This window comes from Acidicapsa acidisoli (assembly GCF_025685625.1).
Lineage (GTDB): Bacteria > Acidobacteriota > Terriglobia > Terriglobales > Acidobacteriaceae > Acidicapsa > Acidicapsa acidisoli.
In genome coordinates this window covers 24,038-46,935 of record NZ_JAGSYI010000002.1, presented here as the reverse complement: position 1 = coordinate 46,935, position 22,898 = coordinate 24,038, and the positions used below count along the sequence as shown (strand labels likewise).

Here is a 22,898-nt window from a genome sequence, read left to right as displayed (position 1 = left end):
GCTATCACCAACTCACGGCTTGCTCGATGAATTCGAACTCGATGCCAACACAAACTGCTGCACCTCCGCTCGCTCCTTGTCCTCTTCAGCCAGGTGCTCGGCTCGCAGCTTCTGGTACACGGCGAACTCCTGCTGCGCCAGCTCTTTCTGTCCCACATGAACGTAATCCTGCCCGAGGCGGTAGTGCGCGTCGGGAAGATTCGGATTCAATTCCAGTGCGCGTGTGTATTCAGGAATCGACTGATCGTAGTGGCGCTGATCCGCGTAAAGATTGCCGAGCTGCACATGGGCTTCTGCAAGCTTGTCATCGAGCGCGAGTGACTTCTTGAGCAGCGACTCGACCATCTGCATGTCCAGGCTCGAGTCTTCCATCTGCTTGCCCTTCCACAAACTCATCGCGTAATAGTACTGCGCGAGTGCATTCGCCGGTTCCAGCTCTGCGTAGCGCCGAAACCTCCGGATAACATCCTCCGCCTGATCTGGAGAGCTGCCGTAGGCCTTAGATAGAAAAAGGTAGCAGCGAGCGTCCGTTGGGTCGAGATCAGCGGCTGCCAGAAACGCCTTCACCGCATCATCGTATCTGCCCCGCAGGTCCAGCGCGAGGCCCAGCCCCGTTTGCAGACGCGGCGAGCTTGGAAATCGCTGCGCTCCCTGCTCAAAGACTTCGATTGCTGGGTCGTAGGTTCGGTGAAGCAAGAGCTCGCTTCCCCAATCGAAGAGATTGTCTTCGTTTGGGTCCATGTGTGCGGCGGTTTGGAACTCGTTGACCGCTTCCACAAACTTGCTGTCTCGCTCCTGTATGTGGCCAAGAAGATTGTGTAGCTCGCCGGTATTCTTCCGTTGCAGCAGGCTTTGAACGATCAATCGCGCAGCAGCAATGTGTCCCGTAAGGAAGTCAGCCTGCGCCAGATCATACGTATTGTCGTAATTCGACGGGTTGATCTTCTGCGCCTTTTCGAGCAATGGGCGCGCATCCTCGATTTTGTCCGATTGAATGTAGAACTCGCCAAGATTGTGATTGGCGTCGTAATCCTGCGGCTCCAGTTGGAGCGCCTTTTGAAACTGTTCCAGAGCCAACTCCGGCTTGCCTGCGCGAACGAGACTCGCGGCAAGGTTTGTCCGTGCCGCGCCTGAGTCGGGCTTCAATTGAACTGCGATCTTAAGATGTTCAACGGCTTTTGAGTCTTGCGACTGAGAAGCGTAAGCCAACCCCAACATTTCATGGATTTCGAAACTCTTCGGAGCATACGGTAGCAGCTTTTCCAGCTGCGCTTCCGCTTCTGCGAAATGCCCTGCTTCATATTGCGCTGCGGCCGACTGGTACTGGCGGTCCAGCATTTGGTTCTGGCTTTCCTGGGCTGCGGCATAGCTCGCACCGACCACGAGAAGACCAAAACACAATAACCGAAACAGACACCTCCTGTTCACAGTCCTCCTCCGTGATCGCGGTGTTGGCAACCCACTACGTAGAAACACCCCGAAAGGACAGCCGGCAGGCTTGTCATTCCGGGGTGCATTCATCTTACCTCAGTGATACTGCGGTTAGTAATACAGCTTCAGAGCGAATTGAATCTGTCTTGGATCGAAGGGAGCATCGCGGGTCGATCCGATTTCGCCGAAGTTGGAATTGGTGAAGTTGGTGGAATTGGCGATGGACACGACTCCGTTGCCGCCGAATCCGGGAGCATTGAAGTTGGGGTGATTGAGGATGTTGAAGAACTCTGCCCGGAAGAGCAAGGAGAATCGTTCAGTCAACTGGAAGGCCTTGAAGGTCGAAAAGTCGAGCCTGCGGAAACCGGGGGTTGTACTTTCGGTGTTGTAACCGCCCAGGACCTGGGTGCCCTGGGTGGCAATGCAGCCTGCCGGCGTGCCGGGAATGAAGCTAAGATTGTTCGCAGTTCCGGTAGTCTGGCAAGGCTGGTTGAATGCTGCTGGATTTCCAAACCAGGTTGGTTGTCCACCTACGATGTGGATGCCAAGCTTCTGGCTTTGGCCGGGGACGTTAAGGACGTCGCAGCCCGTTCCGGCAGTCGTTCCGGATGGACAGCCCATGGTCATCGGCTGGCCGCCCTGCAGCGTCGCGATCCAGTTCACGCTCCATCCGCCAACTAGTGCGTTTGTCAGGCCATTACTGTTGTGCAGAAACTGTTTATCTTTTCCGAACGGCAACTGATATCCGCCGCTGAAGTGGAGGACCTGGCGGATATCGAAATCGGCCAAGCCGCGGTCGAAGCCGATTCCATAGCCAACGACGTTGGGCGCCCGATATCCGCCAGCGCTTCCGCCGTTAAGCAGGTCGCCCGCATCGGAAAGCGTCTTAGCCCATGTGTAAGCGAAGAGAAATTGCAATCCATTCGACATTTGCTCTTCGACTTTGGTTTGGAGTCCGTTGTAGGTGCTCGTACCCAGGGTTGCGTTGTAGCTCTGGCCCTGGGAGAAGTCGGGGAACGGAATCTCGTTGTTGGGGTAGGGATCGGTGGTGCTGTGTCCAGCCGGCCAGAGGGCGCTCACGTTGTTGGAGCCTATACCCGTCTGCAAATGCTCTCCGTGCGTAATCACGTAGGAAACCTGCGCGGACAAGCTGTGTGTCAGCGAATACTGCGCTGTCACGTTCGCACTTTGCGTCAGCGGAGTCTGGTAGTTGAACTGGAGTCCTTCCAGGCTCAATCCCTGCCCATCGACAGCGGCGGGTGTGAAGGAAATGCAACTGTACATCGATTCAAACGTGGCGGCTCCAGTTGGGGTGCAACCGGCGAACGGCGTACCGGAACTCACCGGGGCAACTTCGGATTGCGAACCGCGAGGGACGAAATTGAAGTTGTAGACGAAGGGATAATTTTCGCCAATGTTCGGGCCATATCCCTGGTTTTCAAACGAGTTGTAGAAGATGCCGTACCCGCCGCGCACAACCAGCTTGGGCGTGACTTGATATGCGACGCCAAATCGTGGCGCGAAATTGGTCTTCTGTGTCTGAACCAAGCCGTTACCGTATTTGTTGGTTTGCATCAGCGTGATGCCATCCTGCGCGAGCAGGTTGACGAAACCGGTATTGGCCGGAATCGATGTGGAATTGTTAGACAATGTCCTATTGTCCTTGCCCGTAGCAGGAATCAGATATTCCGGCACATTGTTAGGAAGGCCGTAGGGAACGAAGTTGGCCTGGCCGCCATTCGATTCGCCGATCGGTCCGAAGTAGTCGTAGCGCAAGCCCAGGTTGAGGGTCAGCTTGGGAGAGATCTTGAAATCGTCCTGCAGATAAGCGGCAAAGTAGTTTCTCTCATCATAGGTCGTGCTGATGTTGGAGGCTTGCACCTGGTCGGAGCCTCCAGAGTAGTTGATACCGTTAGCAACTGTGGCGGCTACTGGCGGTATCAGGAACTGTGCGATTCCCGTTGTGCTGCTGTTCAGGTTCGGCACATCGGTAAACGAACCGTTGTAGTCGAACTGGCCGTGGGAGTATGCCGGCTGAAGCGTCTGGAACTTTACGTGCTGGTACTCGATGCCCATCTTGAAGCTATGCTTGCCGTAAATCTTGGTGAAGTCGTCCGTCACCTGGAGTGTCTGGCTGACTTCGTCCGAGGGCAGGAAGTTATTACTGCCCAGGTTTCCCAGTCCACCGAAGGTAAAGCCGGGAAGACCTCCATTCTCTGTGAGCTGCGGAATGCCCTGAATGTTGTATTGGGCGGGGATGCCTACCGTGGTGCCGTCCGGGCCGAAGCGCGTGGTGTGCAGGTGGTTGAAACCGACGCGGCCCACGTTGATCGTCGTAGGCGTGAAGACGTGGGTATATGCAGCCGCTGCCTGGTCCGAATGCAGAGTCTGAATGCCCTGCTGGAAGCTGCCGCCGTCTGCAATTCCTTCGAAGGGTCCTGGGATGAACTGCGGGTCATCCACATAGCTGAAGCGCACGAAAATCTGGTCTTTTGCCGAGGGATTGAAGTCTTCGCGCGTGTCCCAGGTGTTCGAGTGTTCATACAACGGGTAGCTCGATTGGAAGTTCGAAGTGAGGGTATTCCGCGTCGGATTCGGGAAGAGATTCAATATCTTCGTGGCATCCTGGAAGCCAGTCGAGGCGGTGACGCTCGAAGGTATTGTGTTGAGACCGGGGCAAGCCGCCAGCGAAGGAGCTGTCAATCCAGCGGTCGTGCAAGTGTTATAGCCGAACGGATCCCGGGCATAACCCGTGGTGGCCGCGACAATTCCTGTTGTTGGATCGGGAACCCCTGCGGTGACCGTGCGCGTCGTAGACGGATCCATCACCACACCTACCGGAATGCTCCTGCCCAAAGCATCGGTTCTGGGAGCCGATCCAGCGTTCGCGGTGAGAATGTCGGTTAGATTTGCGTACCCGCTGCTGCGTTCCGTGGGCGTTGGCACGCTCTCCAAGCCTGAAGTGTTGCCCTGCACCCGCCGCTTTCCCTCGTAGTCGCCGAAGAAGAAGAACTTGTTCTTCCAGATGGGGCCGCCCGCTGTGGCGCCGAACTGGTTCAATCGCAGTTCGCTTTTTGTAGACTCGAAAAAGTCGGCAGCGTCCAGTACATCGTTGCGGAAGTACTCCCACACATCGCCGTGGAAACTGTTGGTGCCGGACTTGACCGTCGCGTTCATAATCGCGCCCGCAGCACGGCCCTGCTCGGCGCTGAAATCGCCGCTTTCAACCTTGAACTCCGCGATCGCATCGATGGGAGGGAGCACGCTGAAGTTGGTGCCATTCAGGAAGTCCACCGCGTTGGAGTTGTTGTCGATGCCGTCCAGCAGGTAGTTGTTCTGCGCCGGGCGCAGGCCATTGGCGCTGAATGCTCCTGAAGCCGCATTGCCGCGCGTGTCCGCCTGCGGGGTCTGCATCCCGGCGCCAAGCTGCGCCAGAAATGTGAAGTTACGGCCATTGAGTGGCAGGCTGTTCACGGAATGCTCGTCCACCACCTGACCTACCGAAGCGTCCTCGGTTTGAAGCAGCGGGGGAGCTTCAGTGATCTCGACGGTCTCCGTCGCTGCACCCGGTTTCAACTGGATGTTGACGCCAAGGTTCTGCGCAATCGCAACCGTGAGGTTCTCCTGCGTCGTAGTCTCAAAACCCTTGGCCGAAACGGTGATCTTGTAGTGGCCGATTCGGACGGGGCTGAAGGAATATCCACCGCTGCCGTTGCTCAGAGTCTCGATGCTCAGGCCCTGGTCGGTGTTCAGGAGCGTCACGTGAGCACCAGGAACAACCGCGCCGGAGGAGTCCAATACTGTACCGGTTATTGAACCCTCGTCTACCTGGCCCAATGCCTTCTGGCTTGAAACCAGGAGGAAGCAAACACAAACGAGGGTTAAGCAGCCAATGGATCTGAACCAACCGAAGATTTTGCGATCAAGGCCCATCCGAGTAACCTCCACTTTCATCCACCCCAGTCTTTGCGCTTCGTACGAATCCCTCCGCGCTTTGCTGCATGTGGAAACGATTACATAATCGTGCGAGCGAAACTAATACAACCAAATAACCTTTGTCAACCGAAAGTTGGAGGCAACGATTTCACGACATTAGCGCACGGTGACCGAGGAAGATTTCGCCACGGCGGGGCTTGGGAGACATCTCGCCAAGATGCTATTCTTCGGTCACCTTCTTGAATACACGGAACTGTTGAGGATGCCGCGCCAGACAATTCGAAGCATTTCTCGACGGACTCTCCTCAAAACAATGGGGTTAGCTCCCGTAATTCTCCGTCCGGCGCCCTTCTTCGGAGCCTCGTGGCTGTTCGATTCCAGCCGAACGGCTGCCGGTCAGAATCCCGAATTCCGCTATTCCGACGCTCGTCTCACTCCCCATTACCCAGCCAAATCGCCGCTCGCAGATGTCCTGCGTCTTGTGCCTCCCGGAGCGGACAGCTATGTTACTGAAAAATATGCTTTTGAGATCGCGGCACTCCTGAAGCAATGGAGCCACGCCCTCAAGGCAACTACCCCGGACAACGGACGTTTCAGCGCCTTGGAGGTCTTAACGAAGCTCCTAAACACCGAGTTTCAAGGCTCCCGGATGGGGTCTGCGGCCCAAACCACGTTACGCTCAGATCATGGAATCAGCGTTTTCAGAAGACGTTTTCCTAAAGATCTAATTTCGAATACGAAACAATTTTGCCACGAAATTCAAGGCTGGCTTGGACCGGAAACCAGTATCGAAACCGCCGACTTCGAAATCGTCGAGATCGAGGAGATTGGCAGCGCACCGCACGCGCTCCGGCTGGAAATCCGCTATGACATTGTCGCGCGCCGCGGCAGTGGGCCAGAGTTGGAGCGCGCGGAACGCGTAGGCACCTGGCGCACCGAATGGTTACGAGACGATTCCGAGGCGTGGAAGGCGCAAAGGTGGAAGGCGAGCGAAGAAACGCTCACCGTATTGCGCGGACCAGGCTTTCTGGATGTTACTCCCCAGGCTTTTGCCGGAGTCGAGTCGTATACGAAGCAGATGCTTCGCGGCGCAGACTACTGGCGCACGGTGCTCGATGGCGCTTGCGGCATCGACGTGTACGGCAACAATGGCGTGGCGGCGGGCGACTTCGACAATGACGGCTTCGACGATCTCTATGTCTGCCAGCCGGCAGGAATTCCGAATCGGCTATATCGAAACCGCGGCGATGGCACCTTTGAAGATGTGACGGAAAAATCCGGCGTCGGAGTCCTCGACAGCACTGCCTGCGCACTCTTTGCCGACTTTGACAATCAGGGGCGTCAGGACCTTCTGGTCGTGTGCGGCAGCGGTCCCCTGCTCTTTATCAATCAGGGCAACGGCTCATTTGCAATCAAACGTGACGCATTCCAGTTCGCCAACCCGCCGCAGGGGACATTCACCCATGCCGCGCTGGCCGATTATGACCGCGACGGGCGGCTCGACATTTATTTCTGTACTTATTCCTACTATCTGGGCCTCGATCAGTATCACTATCCGGTGCCCTACTTCGACGCCCGCAACGGTCCGCTGAATTACCTAATGCACAACGAAGGAAACGGTGCCTTTACCGACCGGACCGAAGCAGCAGGACTCAACGTCGACAACGACCGCTACAGTTTTGCCTGTGCATGGGGCGACTCCGGGGCAAATGGCGGCCCCGATCTCTATGTCTCAAACGATTTCGGCCGCGGAAACTTCTACCGAAACGACGGTCACGGCAGGTTTACTTCTGCGGCGACAGCAGCCCACGTCGAAGACCCCGGAGCGGGAATGAGCGCCAGTTGGAGCGATTTCGATAACGATGGGAAGCAGGACATCTACGTCGCCAACATGTGGTCGTCCGCCGGCCAAAGAATTTCTTCACAGAAACAATTTCAAATCGCAACACCTGAAGACATTCGCACACTGTATCAACGCCACGCACGAGGCAACTCCCTATATAGGAATAAAGGGGATGGGACGTTTGAAAATATCTGCCGGCAGTCGGGAGTGGAGATGGGACGTTGGTCCTGGTGTTCGGACTTCTTGGACTTGGATCACGACGGCTACCCTGACCTTTACGTCGCCAACGGCTACATCTCAGCTCCACCTGCTCCGGATTCGAAATCTGGCAACCAGGATAAGAATGTTTCGGATCACTACGACCTCGGAAGCTTCTTCTGGCGCCAAGTCGTTGCCAAGTCTCCTGAGGATGCGACGCCCTCCCTGGCATACGAGCGCGGCTGGAACGCGCTTAACGAATTGATCCGGTCAGATACCTCATGGAGCGGGGTTGAACGCAACGTCCTCTTCGCAAATAACCGCGACGGGACATTCTCCGAGGTTTCCGGGCCACTCGGGCTGGATTTTTCCGAGGATAGCCGCTCCTTTGCGCTCGCCGATCTCGACCACGACGGACGACTGGAAGTCATTCTCAAGAACCGGAACGGCCCTCAGCTTCGCGTTTTGCACAACGGCATGAAGGAACTGGGCCGCTCGATCGCTTTCCGGCTGCGAGGCCACAGAAGTAATCGCGACGCCATTGGAGCAGCGGTTACCGTCGAAGCCGGAACTCTGCGCCAGACCAGATATCTGCAGGCAGGTTCCGGATTTCTGGCCCAGCACTCGAAAGAACTCTTCTTCGGAGTCGGCGACACTCAGGGAACCGTGCGCGCTTCGATTCGCTGGCCCAGCGGGCTCACGCAGGAGTTTGACGGCCTGCCTGTGAATCACCGGATTGAGATTGAAGAGGGCTCGGCATCGTTTACGGCCAAACCATTCGCGACGACCGTGAAGTCGTACGCTCAGGCCGCACCGCCATCGCCGCTCGAACCGCTGCCTGCGCAAATTGGCACCTGGCTCATCGAGCCTTTGAAGGCGCCACAATTTTCTCTCCCGGATCTTACCGGCGCGATGCGAAGTATCCAGAGCCTTGTTGACGGATTTACGTTATTGAATTTCTGGGCGACGACCGCAGAGGAGAGCCAGGAACAACTCAAAGCGCTGCATCAGAATCGAGCAGCGCTGGCTTCAGGCGGGCTCAGAGTCGTAGCCCTGAACACCGACAACGCTGAGGATATTCCCAAAGCGCGTTCGTTTGCTGCGCAGGAGTCGCTGACTTTTCCAGTGCTCTTGGCGACGGAAGAAGTCGCGGGCATTTACAACATCATTTATCGATATCTCTTCGACCGCCGCAGGGATCTCCCGATTCCTGCCTCTTTCCTGCTCGACAAAGACGGCATGATCGTAAAGGTCTATCAAGGCTCCGTGGATTCTCAACATCTGTTGGAGGATCTTCGATCGGTCCCGACGACAGCAACAGATCGCATGCAAAAGGCGTTGCCTCTTGGCGGAACACTGTATCAAAGCACGTTTCAGCGAAATGATTTTACCTATGGCGTGGCTATGTTCCAACACGGATACCTGGATCAGGCTGCACAGTCGTTTCAACAGGTGGTCGCCTCAAAGCCCGACAATCCGGAAGCTTATTACAACCTCGGCACATTGAATCTGCGAAGAAATAACTTCACGGAAGCGCGCCACTATCTTGAACAAACGCTCAAGCTGCGCCCCAATTACCCCGAAGCGTGGAACAATCTCGGAATGATGGCAGCGCAGCAAGGCCATCCGGAGGAAGCAATTCAGAACTTTGAACGGTCATTGCAACTCCGGCCTGGCTACGCGATTGCCCTATTGAACCTCGGCAATGTATACCGGCGTCAGGGGAACTTTGATAAAGCCCAGGAGTCCCTCAACCATGCGCTCGAACTTCAACCTGACGATCCCGAGATTTACTACAACCTCGGTATGCTCTACGCTCAGCAGAACCAGATAAAACAAGCATCCGAGTATCTGCAGAAGGCCATCGATCTGCGGCCGGATTATGCAGAGGCATTGAATAATCTCGGTGTTCTATTCGTGCGCGGCGAAGACTACGCAGAGGCCGAAGAACAATTCAAGAGATGCATCCAGGTTGCGCCAACCTTTGATCAGTCTTATATCAACCTAGCGCGCCTCTACGCCATGCAGAAGGACAGCAACAAGGCCAGAGAAGTATTACAGGAACTGCTGCGCCTCCAACCGCAGAATCCCGGAGCAAAGCAAGCCATGGAAATGCTTCAATGATCGGCATCATGCCCCGTTGCGCTGGAACAACGATCAGTCTCTATAATCGAGTCCAAGTATGAATCTTCCGCGACGCCGCTTTCTAGGCTCATCTCTCTTTATTCTCGGCAGCACGCTGACGGAGGGTCTCGCGACTCCGCTGTGGAAATGGCGAGATTCAGCGCTCGTTAAAGCCGCAATGTCGAGCCCCACATCCTCTCCCGCACAGCCTGGAGTGCAGTTCGTCGATGTTGCTCTGCAAGCAGGCTTGACCATCCCGAATGTCTGGGGCGGCGTAGACCATAAGAGATCCATCCTCGAAGCCAAGGGCAGCGGACTTGCATTCTTCGACTACGACAACGACGGATGGCTGGATATCTATCTCACTAATGGAGATAGGCTCGATGCGAAGTGGCCGGCAGGGCAGGCTCCAACCTCTCACCTCTACAAGAACAATCGCGATGGCACGTTTACCGATGTCACCGAGAAATCAGGTTTGGCACGCACCGGTTGGCAGACTGGCGTCTGCGTAGGCGACTACAACAATGACGGATGGGACGACCTTTTCTGCTGCTTCTGGGGGCATAACATCCTTTTCCATAACAACGGAGACGGTACATTCACGGACGTGACGCATAAGGCCGGCCTGTATCAGGATCAGCACCGCTGGGGCGCAGGCTGTACGTTTCTCGACTATGACCGGGACGGTCATCTTGATCTCTTCGTTTGCAATTACATCAAACTGGAACCTGACCAGATTCCCTCACCCAACGACACAAAGTTCTGCCAGTGGAAGGGCGTTCCAACGATGTGCGGCCCGCGCGGCCTTCCCGGCGATACGAATATTCTCTATCGCAACAATGGGGATGGCACATTCACGGATGTATCGGCGAAGGCAGGAATTTTGAAGCCAGGACCGCGCTACTCCATCTCGGCGGTCTCATACGATTTCGACAACGATGGTTGGCCGGACATCTATGTTGCAGTTGATTCGGAACCAAGCATTCTATTTCAGAACAACCACGACGGGACCTTTACCGATGTGGCTGTAATGGCTGGTTGCGCCTACAACGATAACGGTCACGAGCAGGCCGGCATGGGCCTGGCCGTGGCCGATTATGACTGCGACGGATGGTTCGACATCTTCAAGACTAACTTCGCGGATGATACCTGCAATCTATACCACAACAACGGCGACGGAACCTTCAACGATCTCACATTCGCTTCAGGCGTTGGAATCAACAATAGCTATGTTGCCTGGGGATGCGGCTTCATTGACTACGACAATGATGGCTGGCAGGATATCGTTCAGATCAATGGACATGTGTATCCGGAGATCGATAAGTATAACTTCGGCCAGAAATTCAAGAATCCCCGCTTGGTATATCGCAATCTGTGCAATGGCCACTTCAAGGATGTTTCAACAGAGATGGGACCCGGCATCAGCGAACATTTTTCCAGTCGCGGCGCGGCGTTTGGAGACTACGACAACGACGGCGATATGGATATCCTCATCCTGAATATGAACGATCCCCCGTCTCTGCTTCGCAACGACGGAGGCAACAAACAGAACTGGATCAAGATCAAACTTGTGGGTACAAAATGCAATCGAACTGCAATCGGCGCGCGTGTTCGGGTCACGACGGGCAAGCATACTCAGATGGACGAAGTGCATAGCGGAACAAGCGTCATGTCGCAAAGCGACCTTCGCCTTCACTTCGGCCTGGGTAAAGCAGAAACCGTCGATCTGATCGAAGTAAAGTGGCCGACCACTCAAAAGATCGAGCGATTTACGCAGGTCAAGGCGAATCAGATACTCACCATCCGCGAGGGTGAAGGCGTCGTTTCGACCTTTAAGCCGAGAACCGCGTAGCACCCTTCCGCGAAGCACACGATCTTATTTTTCGAATCTCTGCGGACTACTTCTTCAGCAGCGCGTCTATGCCAGCCTGCGCGATTTGTTCGTCTATCTCTGACTTGGCGCCGCTAGCCGCAATACCGCCAAGGACATGGCCACTGACTTTGATCGGCAACCCACCCTGATTGGGAAAGAATTGCGGAAACGCCAGTACCTCGACATTGCCCTTCTTGACCGCATCGGCACCATCCTTGGACGGACTTCCATAAAAGGCCGCGTGGCGAGCCTTCTTCTGAGCAAAGTCGAGAGTGTTAAGCGCAGCGCCATCGCCCTTTTCTAGAAACAGCAAATTGCCGCTCTCGTCGACAACACAGATGGTCACCTCCACGTTGAGTTCCTTGGCCTTTGCTTCCGATGCGGCGACCATCGTCTTGATCGCTGCGAGACTCAGGTACTGCTTGCTTGGAAGTTCGGTTGCCTGCATTGCCATCAGAGGAAGAAGCAACGCGGAGAGTAGCTTGAACATGGATAGAGCTCCGTTGAGATGTAAATTAGCGTGGCCAATTCAAAATATCACGTCGGCCAGCATCGCCGATCAAGCCTCCGTCATTCTCATCGCGCCGCGGGCGGAACAGACGGTCCCTGCGGTAGCACCTGGAACTGCTTGACCTCCCGCCGCTGTTCTTCGATTGCAGCAGCTTGCCGCTTTTCGATCTCGTCATGCAAGACAAATTCCTCTTTAGCCTTTGTCTTCTCGCCAGTGCGATCGTAAGCCACCCCCAGTCGATAATGCGCCTCAGCCAATTGCGGATTGGCCTCAATCGCCTTTTCGTACAGCCCAATCGCATCTTCATATTTTCGCTGGGAAGAACGAAGAATCCCAAGCTGCAGATAACCATCAGCACACTTGTTATCGATGGTCACAGCTTTCGTAAGCAGCGTCTCAACCTGTTGCAATGCCAGAGGGTCTGCTGACTGTTGTTGCCGCTTCCAAACCGCCATGGCGTAGAAGTAGTTCGCGAGAGAATTGCCCGGCTGATCCTGCGCGAACCGCGCCAGCTTCTGCTCGACGCACGCCAGCGAGTCAGGCGCCGCCATCTCGATCTTGCCCATGAAGATATATGGTTCCGAATCCGAAGGATTCAGGTCCGAAGCCTCGCAAAGACGCGCGGCGGCCTCGTCGTATCGTGCGCTGGCGAAGAGAGCTGTGCCCAATGCGGTAAGCAGACGAGCGGACTTTGGATAAGCACCGGCTCCCTTCCGGAAGACCTGCTCGGCTTGCCAGACGGCGCGATGAAGCAATAACTCGGAGCCCCATGCAAAGTAGTTATCCTCGCTCGGATCTAGGCGAACTGCCTGCTCCAGTTCATGCACGGCTGCCAGCGGATCAGCCAGCTTCTCGTCTAGCTCCCCTGCAAGGCGATGATAGTCAGCGACCTCCTCGGCCGCGAGCAGTTTTTGAATATGCTCTCTGGCACGCTGAAAATCTCCGACTTCCTTCAGAGCCCGCGCCAGGTCATACTCGTTCCCATGATCGGATGGATTGATCTCATATGCCGCACCAAAAAGGGGAATCGACTCGTGGTAGCGTGCGGCGCGAAAATAGAATTCGCCTAACTGATGATTCGCCGCAAAGCTTCGGGGATCGTTGGCAAGCTCTGCGCGCAGCCTGCCCTCAGCCTGATCCGATTCGATCGAATTCGGTGTAGCCGGCGTGACGCTATGATGTTCTGCTTCGGGTTTGAGAGTGAGCGCTTCCCGGGTGAGCGCTTCGCTCGTACGCAGACTTGAATCCGATCCGTGACCTCCCACAGCAGTCCAATCGGTGACACCTGCAACTGTGAAATTCGGCGCGTCGGCGAATTCCATTGCGTTGACGGGAGCGGACAAATCTTCAAGAACAAGTTTGACCTGCTTCACCTCGTCCGCCGATGTGGCAGAGACAGAAGTAGAATGACTGCGAAGCCGTGATTTTTGCGCAATGAGAGTGTAGTCGCCAACTTTCAGCGAATGAAACTCAAAGGAGCCGCTGGCATCCGTCGTAGTCTCAACCGCGCCCGGAACACTGGATCGCTCGAGCCGCACGAATACATCGGGGATATGCCTGCCCGCCGAGTCAACCACTGCGCCGGAGATCGAGACTCCGTCAGATGGTAGAGGAGACGCGCTCTGCCCCATTGCAGCAGGCCAACCCATTAGCGCTGCGACAAGCCCCAGGGCGATTCGAAGACAGATCGCTACCCAGGGGCCACGCAACGAACGGAGCCGCATCAACCCCCTAACGTCGAAATCCGAGTTCCCTGCCCCAGGATTTGAACCACAGCGTATGGTCACGTTGTTACCCGCAACCGCGCCTTCCATAACGAAAAGGCCGGTTGATCCAAGATAACAATCTCATCCTATGTCCGCAATTGTGTGAAGCGGCGACGATTGCGGTTGCGGACTGTCGACGGCTCGCCGCTTCACGTGAGACTTCTTCTGACCTCTCCCAGAGACTCTAGCGGAAACGGCAGTGCGATTCTCGCGCAATTGCGGCCATTCGCCTTGGCAAAATAAAGCGCCTTATCGGCCTCTTTCAAAAGCTGATTTGCAGTCAATTCATTTCCCCAATGACTACTCGTGAGCACGCCGATGCTCAGAGTTACAGATAGGGGGCCACTAGAAGTTTCGATAGTGCGCCCAGCCACGACCGAACGTATCTCTTCCGCTCGCTTTTCAGCGAGATTTGCATCGCGTCCCGTCAGCAAAAGTAGAAACTCTTCCCCACCGTATCGGCCGACCATATCGTAGGATCGAACCGACTTCGCAAGACGCGTAGCAACGCTTTGAAGGACTTCGTCGCCCACAAGATGACCATAAACATCGTTGACTCGTTTGAAATGATCCAGATCGCAGATAAGGATCGTTACAGCTCCGTTCTCCCTGCGGGCACGCGCCAGTTCCCGGTCGAAATCAGAGACAATCGAGCCTCGATTCCAGAGCCCGGTCAGAAAATCGTGCGTCGCCTTGTATCGCATCTCCTCTCGCGCCTCAACGAGCTTGTCTTCCAGGTCCAGAATGCGCACACCCGTTCGCAAGCGAGCCTTCAACTCTTCTGTATTGCAAGGTTTGATGAGATAGTCATCGGCGCCGGCTTCCAATCCAAGAACTACATCCTCGCTACTCTGCTTTGAGGTCAGCAGTGTGATATAGACGTAACGGCTGTCATGCCTGCTGCGTACGTTTCGGCAGACACCTGGCCCATCCAGTTCCGGCATCATCCAGTCAATAAGCGCAAGTCTCGGGCAATCAGCCTCGGTCAGTATTTCAGCAGCCTCGCGTCCGTTTGCGGCGGTCACAACCTCATATCCGCTGCGCTCCAGCACCCTCTCCATCAATCGCCTCGAAACTAAATCGTCATCAGCTATCAGGATCTTCATCTTGCGGCCCCCTGACACAGCGACTGCAGGAAAGTAAGCACATTCCCCATTTCCTGCTCCAGCTGATCTAGAGCCTTTCCCGCCTTCGAGAACTCGCGTTGATCTGCGAACTTTTCGATGGAGGACGCTGTCTGACACGGAGTCGTCGCACCTAGATTCGCAAGTGCCCCTCGTAACGTATGGCCAGCTCTCATCAATCCTTCCGCATCGCCTTTGGCAAACGCCGTTCGTGCCGCCGAAAGCTGTATCGGATATTCCTTCCGAAATACTTCCGTTAACTCTGAAAGAAATTCGACATCGCCGCCGATCCGTTCCATGAGGTCGGTCTCATCTACCCATTCGCCGGTCGGAGCGACCTTCGGAGTTTCGCCAATTTGCGATGCAGGCAGGTTGGCAGCGACACTGTCCAGTATCTCATCCAACTCATGCTGACGAATCGGCTTGGAAATATAACCATCCATCCCGGCCGCCATGCATTTCTCTCGATCGCCCTTGATCACCATGGCTGTCAGCGCAACCACAGGCTGATGGTTCCCGGTCACCTTCTCCATCTCGCGCAGCGCTATCGTCGCTGCAATGCCATCCATCTCGGGCATCTGCACATCCATCAAAATCAAGTCGTATGAGTCCTTCGCCAAGGCATCTAGTGCTTCCCTGCCATTGCCTGTCACTTTGACAAAGTGGCCTCGTTTCTCGAGCAGCCGCGTCGCCAGCAATTGATTGACAGAGTTGTCTTCCGCAAGCAACACTCGTAGCTTCCTGAATGGTTCCAACCGATTGGCGATGGCAACATTGCTAATCATCGGAACTTGTTCAGGATGCTCTTTGGCGCCAATCACGCGGATCAGAGCGTTTCGCAGTTCAAGCTGTCGGACCGGCTTCAACAGGTTCGCGGCAACACCCAACTCTTCACAGCGCTGCGAGTCTCCTCTTTGAGCACCTGAGCTCAACATCATGATAGTCGAAGCAACCAGCGCAGGCTTGGACCGGATACGCTGCACGAGATCGAACCCGTCCATCTTTGGCATATGCATGTCCGTGAGAATCAATTCAAATGGCTCACCGTCTTCATAAGCTGCCATAACTTTATAGAGCGCCTGCTCTCCGTCTTCAACGGTGGTCGGCCTCATCTTCCAGTGACGCAACAGCCCGTCGAGGATTCTGCGGTTCGTCCGGTTATCGTCGACAATCAACACCTTCACGCCATGCAACAGTTCCGGTTGACCAAGAATCGTTGGGTTCGACACTCTTTGGAGTGCTTCATTGACATGAATCGTGAAATGAAATTGAGAACCTTGGCCAACCTGACTCTCGACCCAGATCTGCCCGCCCATCATTTCAACCAGCCGGCGTGAGATGGTCAAGCCAAGACCAGATCCTCCAAATTCACGGGTAGTCGACGTATCAGCCTGCGCAAAGGACTCGAAGATGAGCTTGATCTTTTCGGGAGCGATGCCGATTCCAGTGTCGGATACGACAAAGTGCAGAATCGTTTCCTCTTCATTCTTCTTGACAAGTGTGGCCTTCAAACTTACTTCGCCGTGCCGGGTAAACTTGATGGCATTTCCAATGAGATTGACCAGAACCTGCCGCAAACGAGCCGAGTCACCGCGCACAGTATCGGGAACATCCGGAGCAACTTCGCATAGAAGTTCAAGGGATTTTTCGTCTGCTTTCAGAGCCAAAGTCTTGAGTGTCGACTCCATGCAATCGTGAAGATCGTAATCCTCATCTTCCAATTCGAGCCGGCCAGCTTCTATCTTCGAAAAATCCAGAATCTCATTGATCACATGCAGCAGCGAATCAGCCGAGAGTTTTACCGTTTCCAGACACTCGCGCTGTTCCAGCGTCAACTGGCTTTCGAGCACCAGGTCTGTCATGCCGATCACGCCGTTCAATGGAGTCCGAATCTCATGACTCATATTCGCAAGGAACTCGCTCTTCGCGCGGCTGGCGGCCTCTGCATCTTGCTTTGCCTTCTCCCGTTCCCGCTCCATCTGCTTGCGCTCAGTCACGTCGTGCACAAAGGCGGCGAACAGACGTTTCTGACCATGATGAACCGCCGATAGGGTCATCTCAACGGGAAACTCCGTCCCATCGCGCCGGACCCCAATCGCTTCAAGCCGCTTGTGTATCGAATCAGCGCTTCCGGACGACAAGAGTTCATCCAATGACTGATTCCCCTCAGAGTTCCGGTCTTGCAAAATGAACCTCGATGCCAGTTTCCCTATCGCTTCCGCACGAGACCGTCCAAACGTAGCCTCAGCCTGAGCGTTCCATTCGGTAATCGCACCGTCAGAATCGATGCCGATGAAGGCATCAAACGCTGTCTCGACAATCAGCCTATAGCGCTCCTCACTCGACTCAAGCGCGAGGGTCTGAAGGGAGAATCTCCGATCGACAATCGACGTAATGAAGACAAGCCCCAGAATCACAAGCGTCGCAATGAGAATGCACGCCAGCCCGAGATCGGAAATCTTGATGGCGTGAGAATAGCTGGCAGCTTGCTGAACTTCGGGCATGAAACTGACAGCCGCCATCCCTACATAATGCATCACAGGGATTGCAGCCCCCATCACGACAGCACAGGCGAGTTTGCGCCAACCCCAGGTGCTGAGTTGATCGCGCAAAAGATAAGTCAACCACAGGGCCACAAACGAGATCACAATCGCCAGAGCGACCGAAAGCCAAACCAGCCCCCAGGAATAACTGCACATCGCTTGTAGACGCATAGCTTCCATGCCGATGTAGTGCATCGAAGCGATGCCTGCGCCCATGAAGATACTTCCGCCGGCCGCCTGAAGAAGTCCCATCTTTTCCCGGCTGACCACGAAGAGCGCGATTCCAGAGGCGAACACGGCCGCAAGGAGCGAGAGCAACACAGTCGGCCAATCATACTCAACCGGAACCGTCATGCGAAATGCCAGCATTCCAATGTAATGCATCGACCAGATCCCAATCCCCATGGCGAATGCGCCGCCGCTCAACCATGCCAGACGCGCCCCGCCGCGAGCGCTCGTCACGCGGCCTCCAAGATCGAGTGCCGCGTACGCTGCCAGCATTGCGATCAATACGGATAATGCAACGAGTCGATAGTCATAGGTACCGCCGAGTGCCAAAGTGGACATTGTCGTGCTCCCTCATTGAAAGTGCCGGATGAAAATCAAATATTGATTGATAACGCCAAGATTCGTCAGCATGTACGGAGTTCAGCTCACCGAGATCACACCTTCTGCAAGCTTCAATCGTTCGCGCGCACGCTGACTTAGCCATTCGCGAGTCCAAATAGCCACAAGAAAGCTAAGCAGCGTAACAGATATCAGAAGCAGCATGAAATGTTGTGTCAGCCAGATGCGCATAATGGCATAGGAGGAGATGTTCCCGACGTGATAGGTCGCAACATCCACGGGATAGGACTCGAAGGCCGAATTGCGCAGGAGACTGACAGAATAGGCAATGTCGCCCGAATGAGACCTGTCGAGCAGAACGGTCGCAAATGCGTCCGCGGAAGTATTGTCTTTGAGAGCAATCACAACGATGGATCGATCCAGCGATGACGGCGACTTGATTTCCTCGATCAGTGCGTCCGGCATTCCGCTCGCGTTAGACGGCAGTTCCGGCTTTACAGGATCTTTGTTGAGTTTGGACCACCACCGCGCAGGCATCGCCTCCAGGGAAGATAGAACCGTGATCACATCCTGCTTTTTTTCGAGATGAATTCCATCCGATTCGAAGGCAACGGGAAGAATCGCATTTAGCGACCGGAATGCTGGTTGGCTGGCAATCGTACCGAGAACAAGATAGTCGCGATCGGAGCGGACGACCGCATTCGGACCATCGACTGTAACTCCAAGTGCTGGGTAGCCCGTCTGCGCTCCAAAATGGCTCATGAGATGCAAATACAGGGATACCTCGTCTGTGCTTGGGGTCTCTGGAAGTACCACGGTTGTCTCAGACAGGTCAGCCATTTGCGTAAATGGAAATCCGGCGTCCGCAAACAGCTCAAGATTTGGCATGCTTGTCCACGACGCGAGCCCGTGCGTATCCAACGACGATTTGCAAAGAATCTCACCCTGCGGATTAGCCGATGCAGGGTTCTGAGTAGGTGCGTGATTCGCCGGAATAAAATCGAAATTGAAAAGAATCGTATTACCGAACGGCCTTAGATTTGCCACTGGAAGCAGGATCGTGCGTTGCCGATCGACAAAGTCCGTACCAGGAAGCAGTTCTATTTCATTGATCAGCGTACCGTTTACAACTACCCGCAATGCTGACCCTGGTGCTGCCTGTAGAGCGTTATATCGGTAGTCAAGATGAAGCTTGAGATTCTCCCGTTCGCCGTAAAACAGGTCCGGCGGAAGATGGAAATAAACAGGAACTGGAGTCGAACCATCGGTCCGCAGAGATTGCTGTAACTGGCAACTCGCCAACGGAGCTGCTCTGTTGGTGGGCATCCATCGCGGCGCGTCCCCTTTGCTGCGGCCCAACGGCATTGTCAGATCTGGAATATGCATTGTATCGCCTACCAATGGCAAGCCCTGCGCCGGATTTGCCGGAGTAGCGCGCTTGGTAAGCGAGAGTGTACGGGCAGCGCTCAGCAGTTGCTGATCGTCATCGCCTGCGATCACGAGAATGCTTCCAAGAGAATCTGTTGGATTACTCCTGAGCGCAAGTATCGGACCAGAACCAACCGGAATACGAAGCGAGCTGGGCAGTGTCGATCGATTGGCAGAGAAAAGGATCGCGTTCCCTGGAGGAATCGTCCCAATTGAAACGCCAAAACGTACGGGCTTCGAGCCTGCCAGCAAACCGAGCCAGGACGCGATGGCGCCAGATGCCTGTAGCGTCTTCAGACTCGGCTGAGAAAGGAAAACAATGGGAACTGTCGTCGAACTCTGAAGATCACTATCGAAGATCGGCAACGGCAATTGACTGAGATCATTTTGCCATTGCAGCCGGTCACTGTCGACCTCCAAGGCGGATCCGGGGCTGATACGGCAGAGAATGTGCGCTCGAGCCTCTTCTTCGCGTTGCATGATTCCACTTCCCGCAAACTCGAACACAAGGCTGTTGGTACGCAGCAGAAGGTCCGAAGGAACAGCAATCCTGGCCTCGGCAAAACCTGCCCCAGGATCGGTTGAATGCGTGGGCTGAAGCACCCCGATCCTTGTGCCATTCAGGTTGATTGCCAGTGAACCGGAATGCGTATCCAGTGCCGGATCGAAGCTGTAAATCAACTTGAGCGTGGCCTGCCTGGGAACCAGCGTATAGGGCAGCGTGAAACCCACCGAAGAGTACGAGTGAGGGCCCCGCATTTCTACGGGTTGAGTTAAGCCCATATCCTGAAGGCTCAACACTTGAACATTCGCCGTCGTGCTCGGCTCTGAAGCTGAAGACTCATCACTCCCGGACACTGCAACAGCGGATGGAATCACTTTCTGAGCTTCTGCACCTCCATACGCATCGACCGATGGCTTCCCGGCTGGAGTAGCTCCGAAAAGGTGGCAGGAAGAACCGAGGAATACCATCAGCAGCAACATCGCGGCAGTCTGTGCAGCGTGCGATTTTGCGGCCCTTCGCTTTTCAGGGAAAAAGTCTCTGCATATCTGGTATATCCCGTACCGGGAGAGGCTGATAACTCGCGCCAGACTCCGAAGCGGGCGATCGACTTCTTTCGATTCGAGGGAAGATATCCAGGCATCCGCGCGCGAGTAGAGAGCCCTTGTAAGTGTCTCCTGCTCCGCAATCGTCGGCACAAGAAACGCCAGGCGAACCTCTCCGGGATCTAACGCGACGACTCTCGCGCCTATCTCAGCATCTCCTGCATGTTCCGGGAACGCGACTCGAAGAGACTCGCCAACGACGAACCTTGAACTCCCCTGTAATTGGACCGAAGCTCCCCCAACCGACATATCACTCGAAATACAGTCTATCCGGCTTCCATCGAGCATCGAGATCCTCATGGGAATCCGCGCCTCGATTCGAACGGATGTTCTTCTTTGCTTCTGTTCGTGGGCAACCGCCGCCGCAACGCCAAGGATCACAATATTGAACACTATCCAGACAAGGTTCATGATCACAGTGCCAGGGTGTTGCGCATCCGTAACCAGCAATCGATAGGGAGCAACCAGAAGGCCGACGACATTAATGAAAAGCATCCATCGAGTCGGTGTCGCGATCTTACTATCGAAATGTGTCTGACTTAGAGTGCTTCCTTTATCCGTAACATTGAACTTACCCAACTTAGGGTTGACCAGGGCAAGCAGAGTGGGCGCAAGGATGTACGGAGCCAGTACGGACTCATAAATCTCATTCCAGAACGAATGTCGATGGCGGCCCTGGATACGCGAGTTCGTAAGACTCGACAAGATGAGATGCGGAATAGCGTATGCCAGAATCGCCAGCCAATATCCAGGAATAATCGTCCGGCCTATCAGCATGTAAACCAGCGGCGCGCCCAGAAACACCAGCCGCGGCACCGCGTACAGAAAGTGAATCATCGCGTTCAGGTAACAAAGACGCTGCGTAAACTTCATACCGCGCGCCAGCAGCGGATTGTCCGTCCGGAAGATCTGGATCATGCCGCGCGCCCAGCGAATACGCTGCCCGATATGTGCCGCCAGAGTCTCAGTGGCAAGACCCGCCGCTTGCGGAATGTTGATATAAGCGGTGTTATAGCCAAGTTTCTGCATCCGCAGCGAAGTGTGCGCGTCTTCGGTCACAGTCTCGGTCGCAATTCCTCCCACTGCCTCGAGTGCGGAACGACGAATCAGCGCGCAGGAACCGCAGAAGAAAGTGGCATTCCAGAAGTCATTGCCGTCCTGGATGATGCCGTAGAACAACGCCGCTTCATTCGGGATCGTCTTGTATTGCAGTAGATTGCGCTCGAACGGGTCGGGAGAATAGAAGTGATGCGGAGTCTGCAGCATGCCCAGATTCCGATCCACCAGCATCCATCCCAGCGTCATCTGCAGAAAGCTGCGCGTCGGAACGTGATCGCAGTCAAAAATGCTGACATACTCCGAACTCATTGTCGTCAACGCGTGATTGATATTGCCGGCCTTCGCATGTTTGTGTTCAACGCGCGTGACATAGCCAATACCCGCTTCCCTGGCAAATTCGCGGAAATCCTCGCGCGTGCCGTCATCAAGGATGTACACGTGCAACTTTTCAGGAGGATAGTCGATGTTATGAGCTGCCAGGCTTGTATATCTGACCAGGGACAAAGGCTCATTGTAAGTTGGGATCAATACATCGACATGGGGCCATAGACTCTCGTCGTTCGGCATCGGAACGGGGACTCGTTTCAAAGGCCACGCTGTCTGCATGTAGCCCAACACCATAATCAGCATGGTGTATACCTCAGCCGACATAAGAATGAGCATTAAAACGGAATCGATGCTCAGTCTATGGTTCGATTCGTCGGAGAAATACTCGATCAATACGCGAAAACGCCACCAGCCGTATCGAAACGTCGCCGTCATCGATATCGACATAAGTGCGAATGTGGTGATCTGCGAACTGGAATATCGATTTACTCCAAGCGCCAGGAATAGACAAACAACCCCGAGGACGGCTTGCTTCGGCCAACTTAGATCAAGGCTGATCAGTTGAAATACAAGAAACGCGGTGAGGAGCAGCACCAGTATTCGAAACAGACGCGTGCCGAAGCTGTTTTGAGACACACCCATATTTGGTATTCTTCGGCTATGTTAACGTGCCTAAAGTTTGCAAATCGCATTGTTTTTGTGCCGCTTGGTTACTTTAGTTTATTGACAGAAGCACTACTCCCGATATAAAGGCGGCTAAATCCAGCACCTCCGCGATCCTGAAAATGATGCCGCCACCCCTTCCGCAGACGCCGAAGTCTTAAAAACTATCTTTGTTCCAACTGGATAATCGAAGAGTAAACAGTCAATGCGCTGAAGTCTCCAGGCGAAGCCAACCGTGACACAGTTCGCTCGCCTTACGTACCGCCAGATAGAAGTAAAAGGATCGCACATGTGGTTATCATGAAATTGGAATAGTCTCGCACGATAATCTCGAACGAGTGATGTTTCTTCTGTCAGCGAGAATCATTCGATCATCGGACAAAGGTCTTATGCCGAAA

9 protein-coding genes are annotated in these 22,898 nt (G+C 54.8%); 2 read left to right on the top strand and 7 right to left on the bottom strand.

The features are described 5' to 3' along the window. Positions 1-12 precede the first annotated feature (12 nt). Positions 13-1,428 (bottom strand): tetratricopeptide repeat protein, encoded by a 1,416-nt coding sequence (locus OHL23_RS10325; protein WP_263351807.1) that lies wholly within the window; start codon positions 1,426-1,428, stop codon positions 13-15. A 114-nt stretch (positions 1,429-1,542) separates the two neighbouring features. Then, positions 1,543-5,364, bottom strand: coding sequence for a TonB-dependent receptor (locus OHL23_RS10320; protein ID WP_263351806.1), 3,822 nt, complete (start codon positions 5,362-5,364; stop codon positions 1,543-1,545). A 316-nt stretch (positions 5,365-5,680) separates the two neighbouring features. On the opposite strand from OHL23_RS10320, the gene OHL23_RS10315 reads away from it, so the two are divergent. Then, entirely contained in the window at positions 5,681-9,532 is a 3,852-nt protein-coding gene (locus OHL23_RS10315) for a tetratricopeptide repeat protein (protein WP_263351805.1), read from the top strand. 58 nt (positions 9,533-9,590) lie between these two features. Further along, positions 9,591-11,384: a CRTAC1 family protein gene (locus OHL23_RS10310; protein WP_263351804.1), complete on the top strand. Its 1,794-nt coding sequence runs from the start codon at positions 9,591-9,593 to the stop codon at positions 11,382-11,384. A 46-nt stretch (positions 11,385-11,430) separates the two neighbouring features. Here the strand turns inward: OHL23_RS10310 and OHL23_RS10305 are convergent, their stop codons facing one another. From OHL23_RS10305 to bcsA, 5 genes are all read right to left on the bottom strand, one after another. Further along, on the bottom strand, positions 11,431-11,895 hold the full coding sequence (locus tag OHL23_RS10305; protein WP_263351803.1) for a GlcG/HbpS family heme-binding protein: 465 nt from the start codon (positions 11,893-11,895) through the stop codon (positions 11,431-11,433). A gap of 86 nt (positions 11,896-11,981) precedes the next feature. Beyond that, entirely contained in the window at positions 11,982-13,640 is a 1,659-nt protein-coding gene (locus OHL23_RS10300) for a tetratricopeptide repeat protein (protein ID WP_263351802.1), read from the bottom strand. 191 nt (positions 13,641-13,831) lie between these two features. Continuing rightward, complete coding sequence (locus OHL23_RS10295) at positions 13,832-14,788, bottom strand: GGDEF domain-containing protein (protein WP_263351801.1); 957 nt, start codon at positions 14,786-14,788, stop codon at positions 13,832-13,834. Continuing rightward, the gene (locus OHL23_RS10290) at positions 14,785-17,916 is read right to left on the bottom strand and encodes an MHYT domain-containing protein (protein WP_263351800.1); all 3,132 of its coding nucleotides are present in this window, start codon (positions 17,914-17,916) and stop codon (positions 14,785-14,787) included. Before OHL23_RS10290 ends, OHL23_RS10295 begins: the two co-directional genes overlap by 4 nt. A gap of 81 nt (positions 17,917-17,997) precedes the next feature. Then, on the bottom strand, positions 17,998-22,479 hold the full coding sequence (bcsA, locus tag OHL23_RS10285) for a UDP-forming cellulose synthase catalytic subunit (RefSeq protein WP_263351799.1): 4,482 nt from the start codon (positions 22,477-22,479) through the stop codon (positions 17,998-18,000). Between the last annotated feature and the right edge of the window lie 419 nt (positions 22,480-22,898).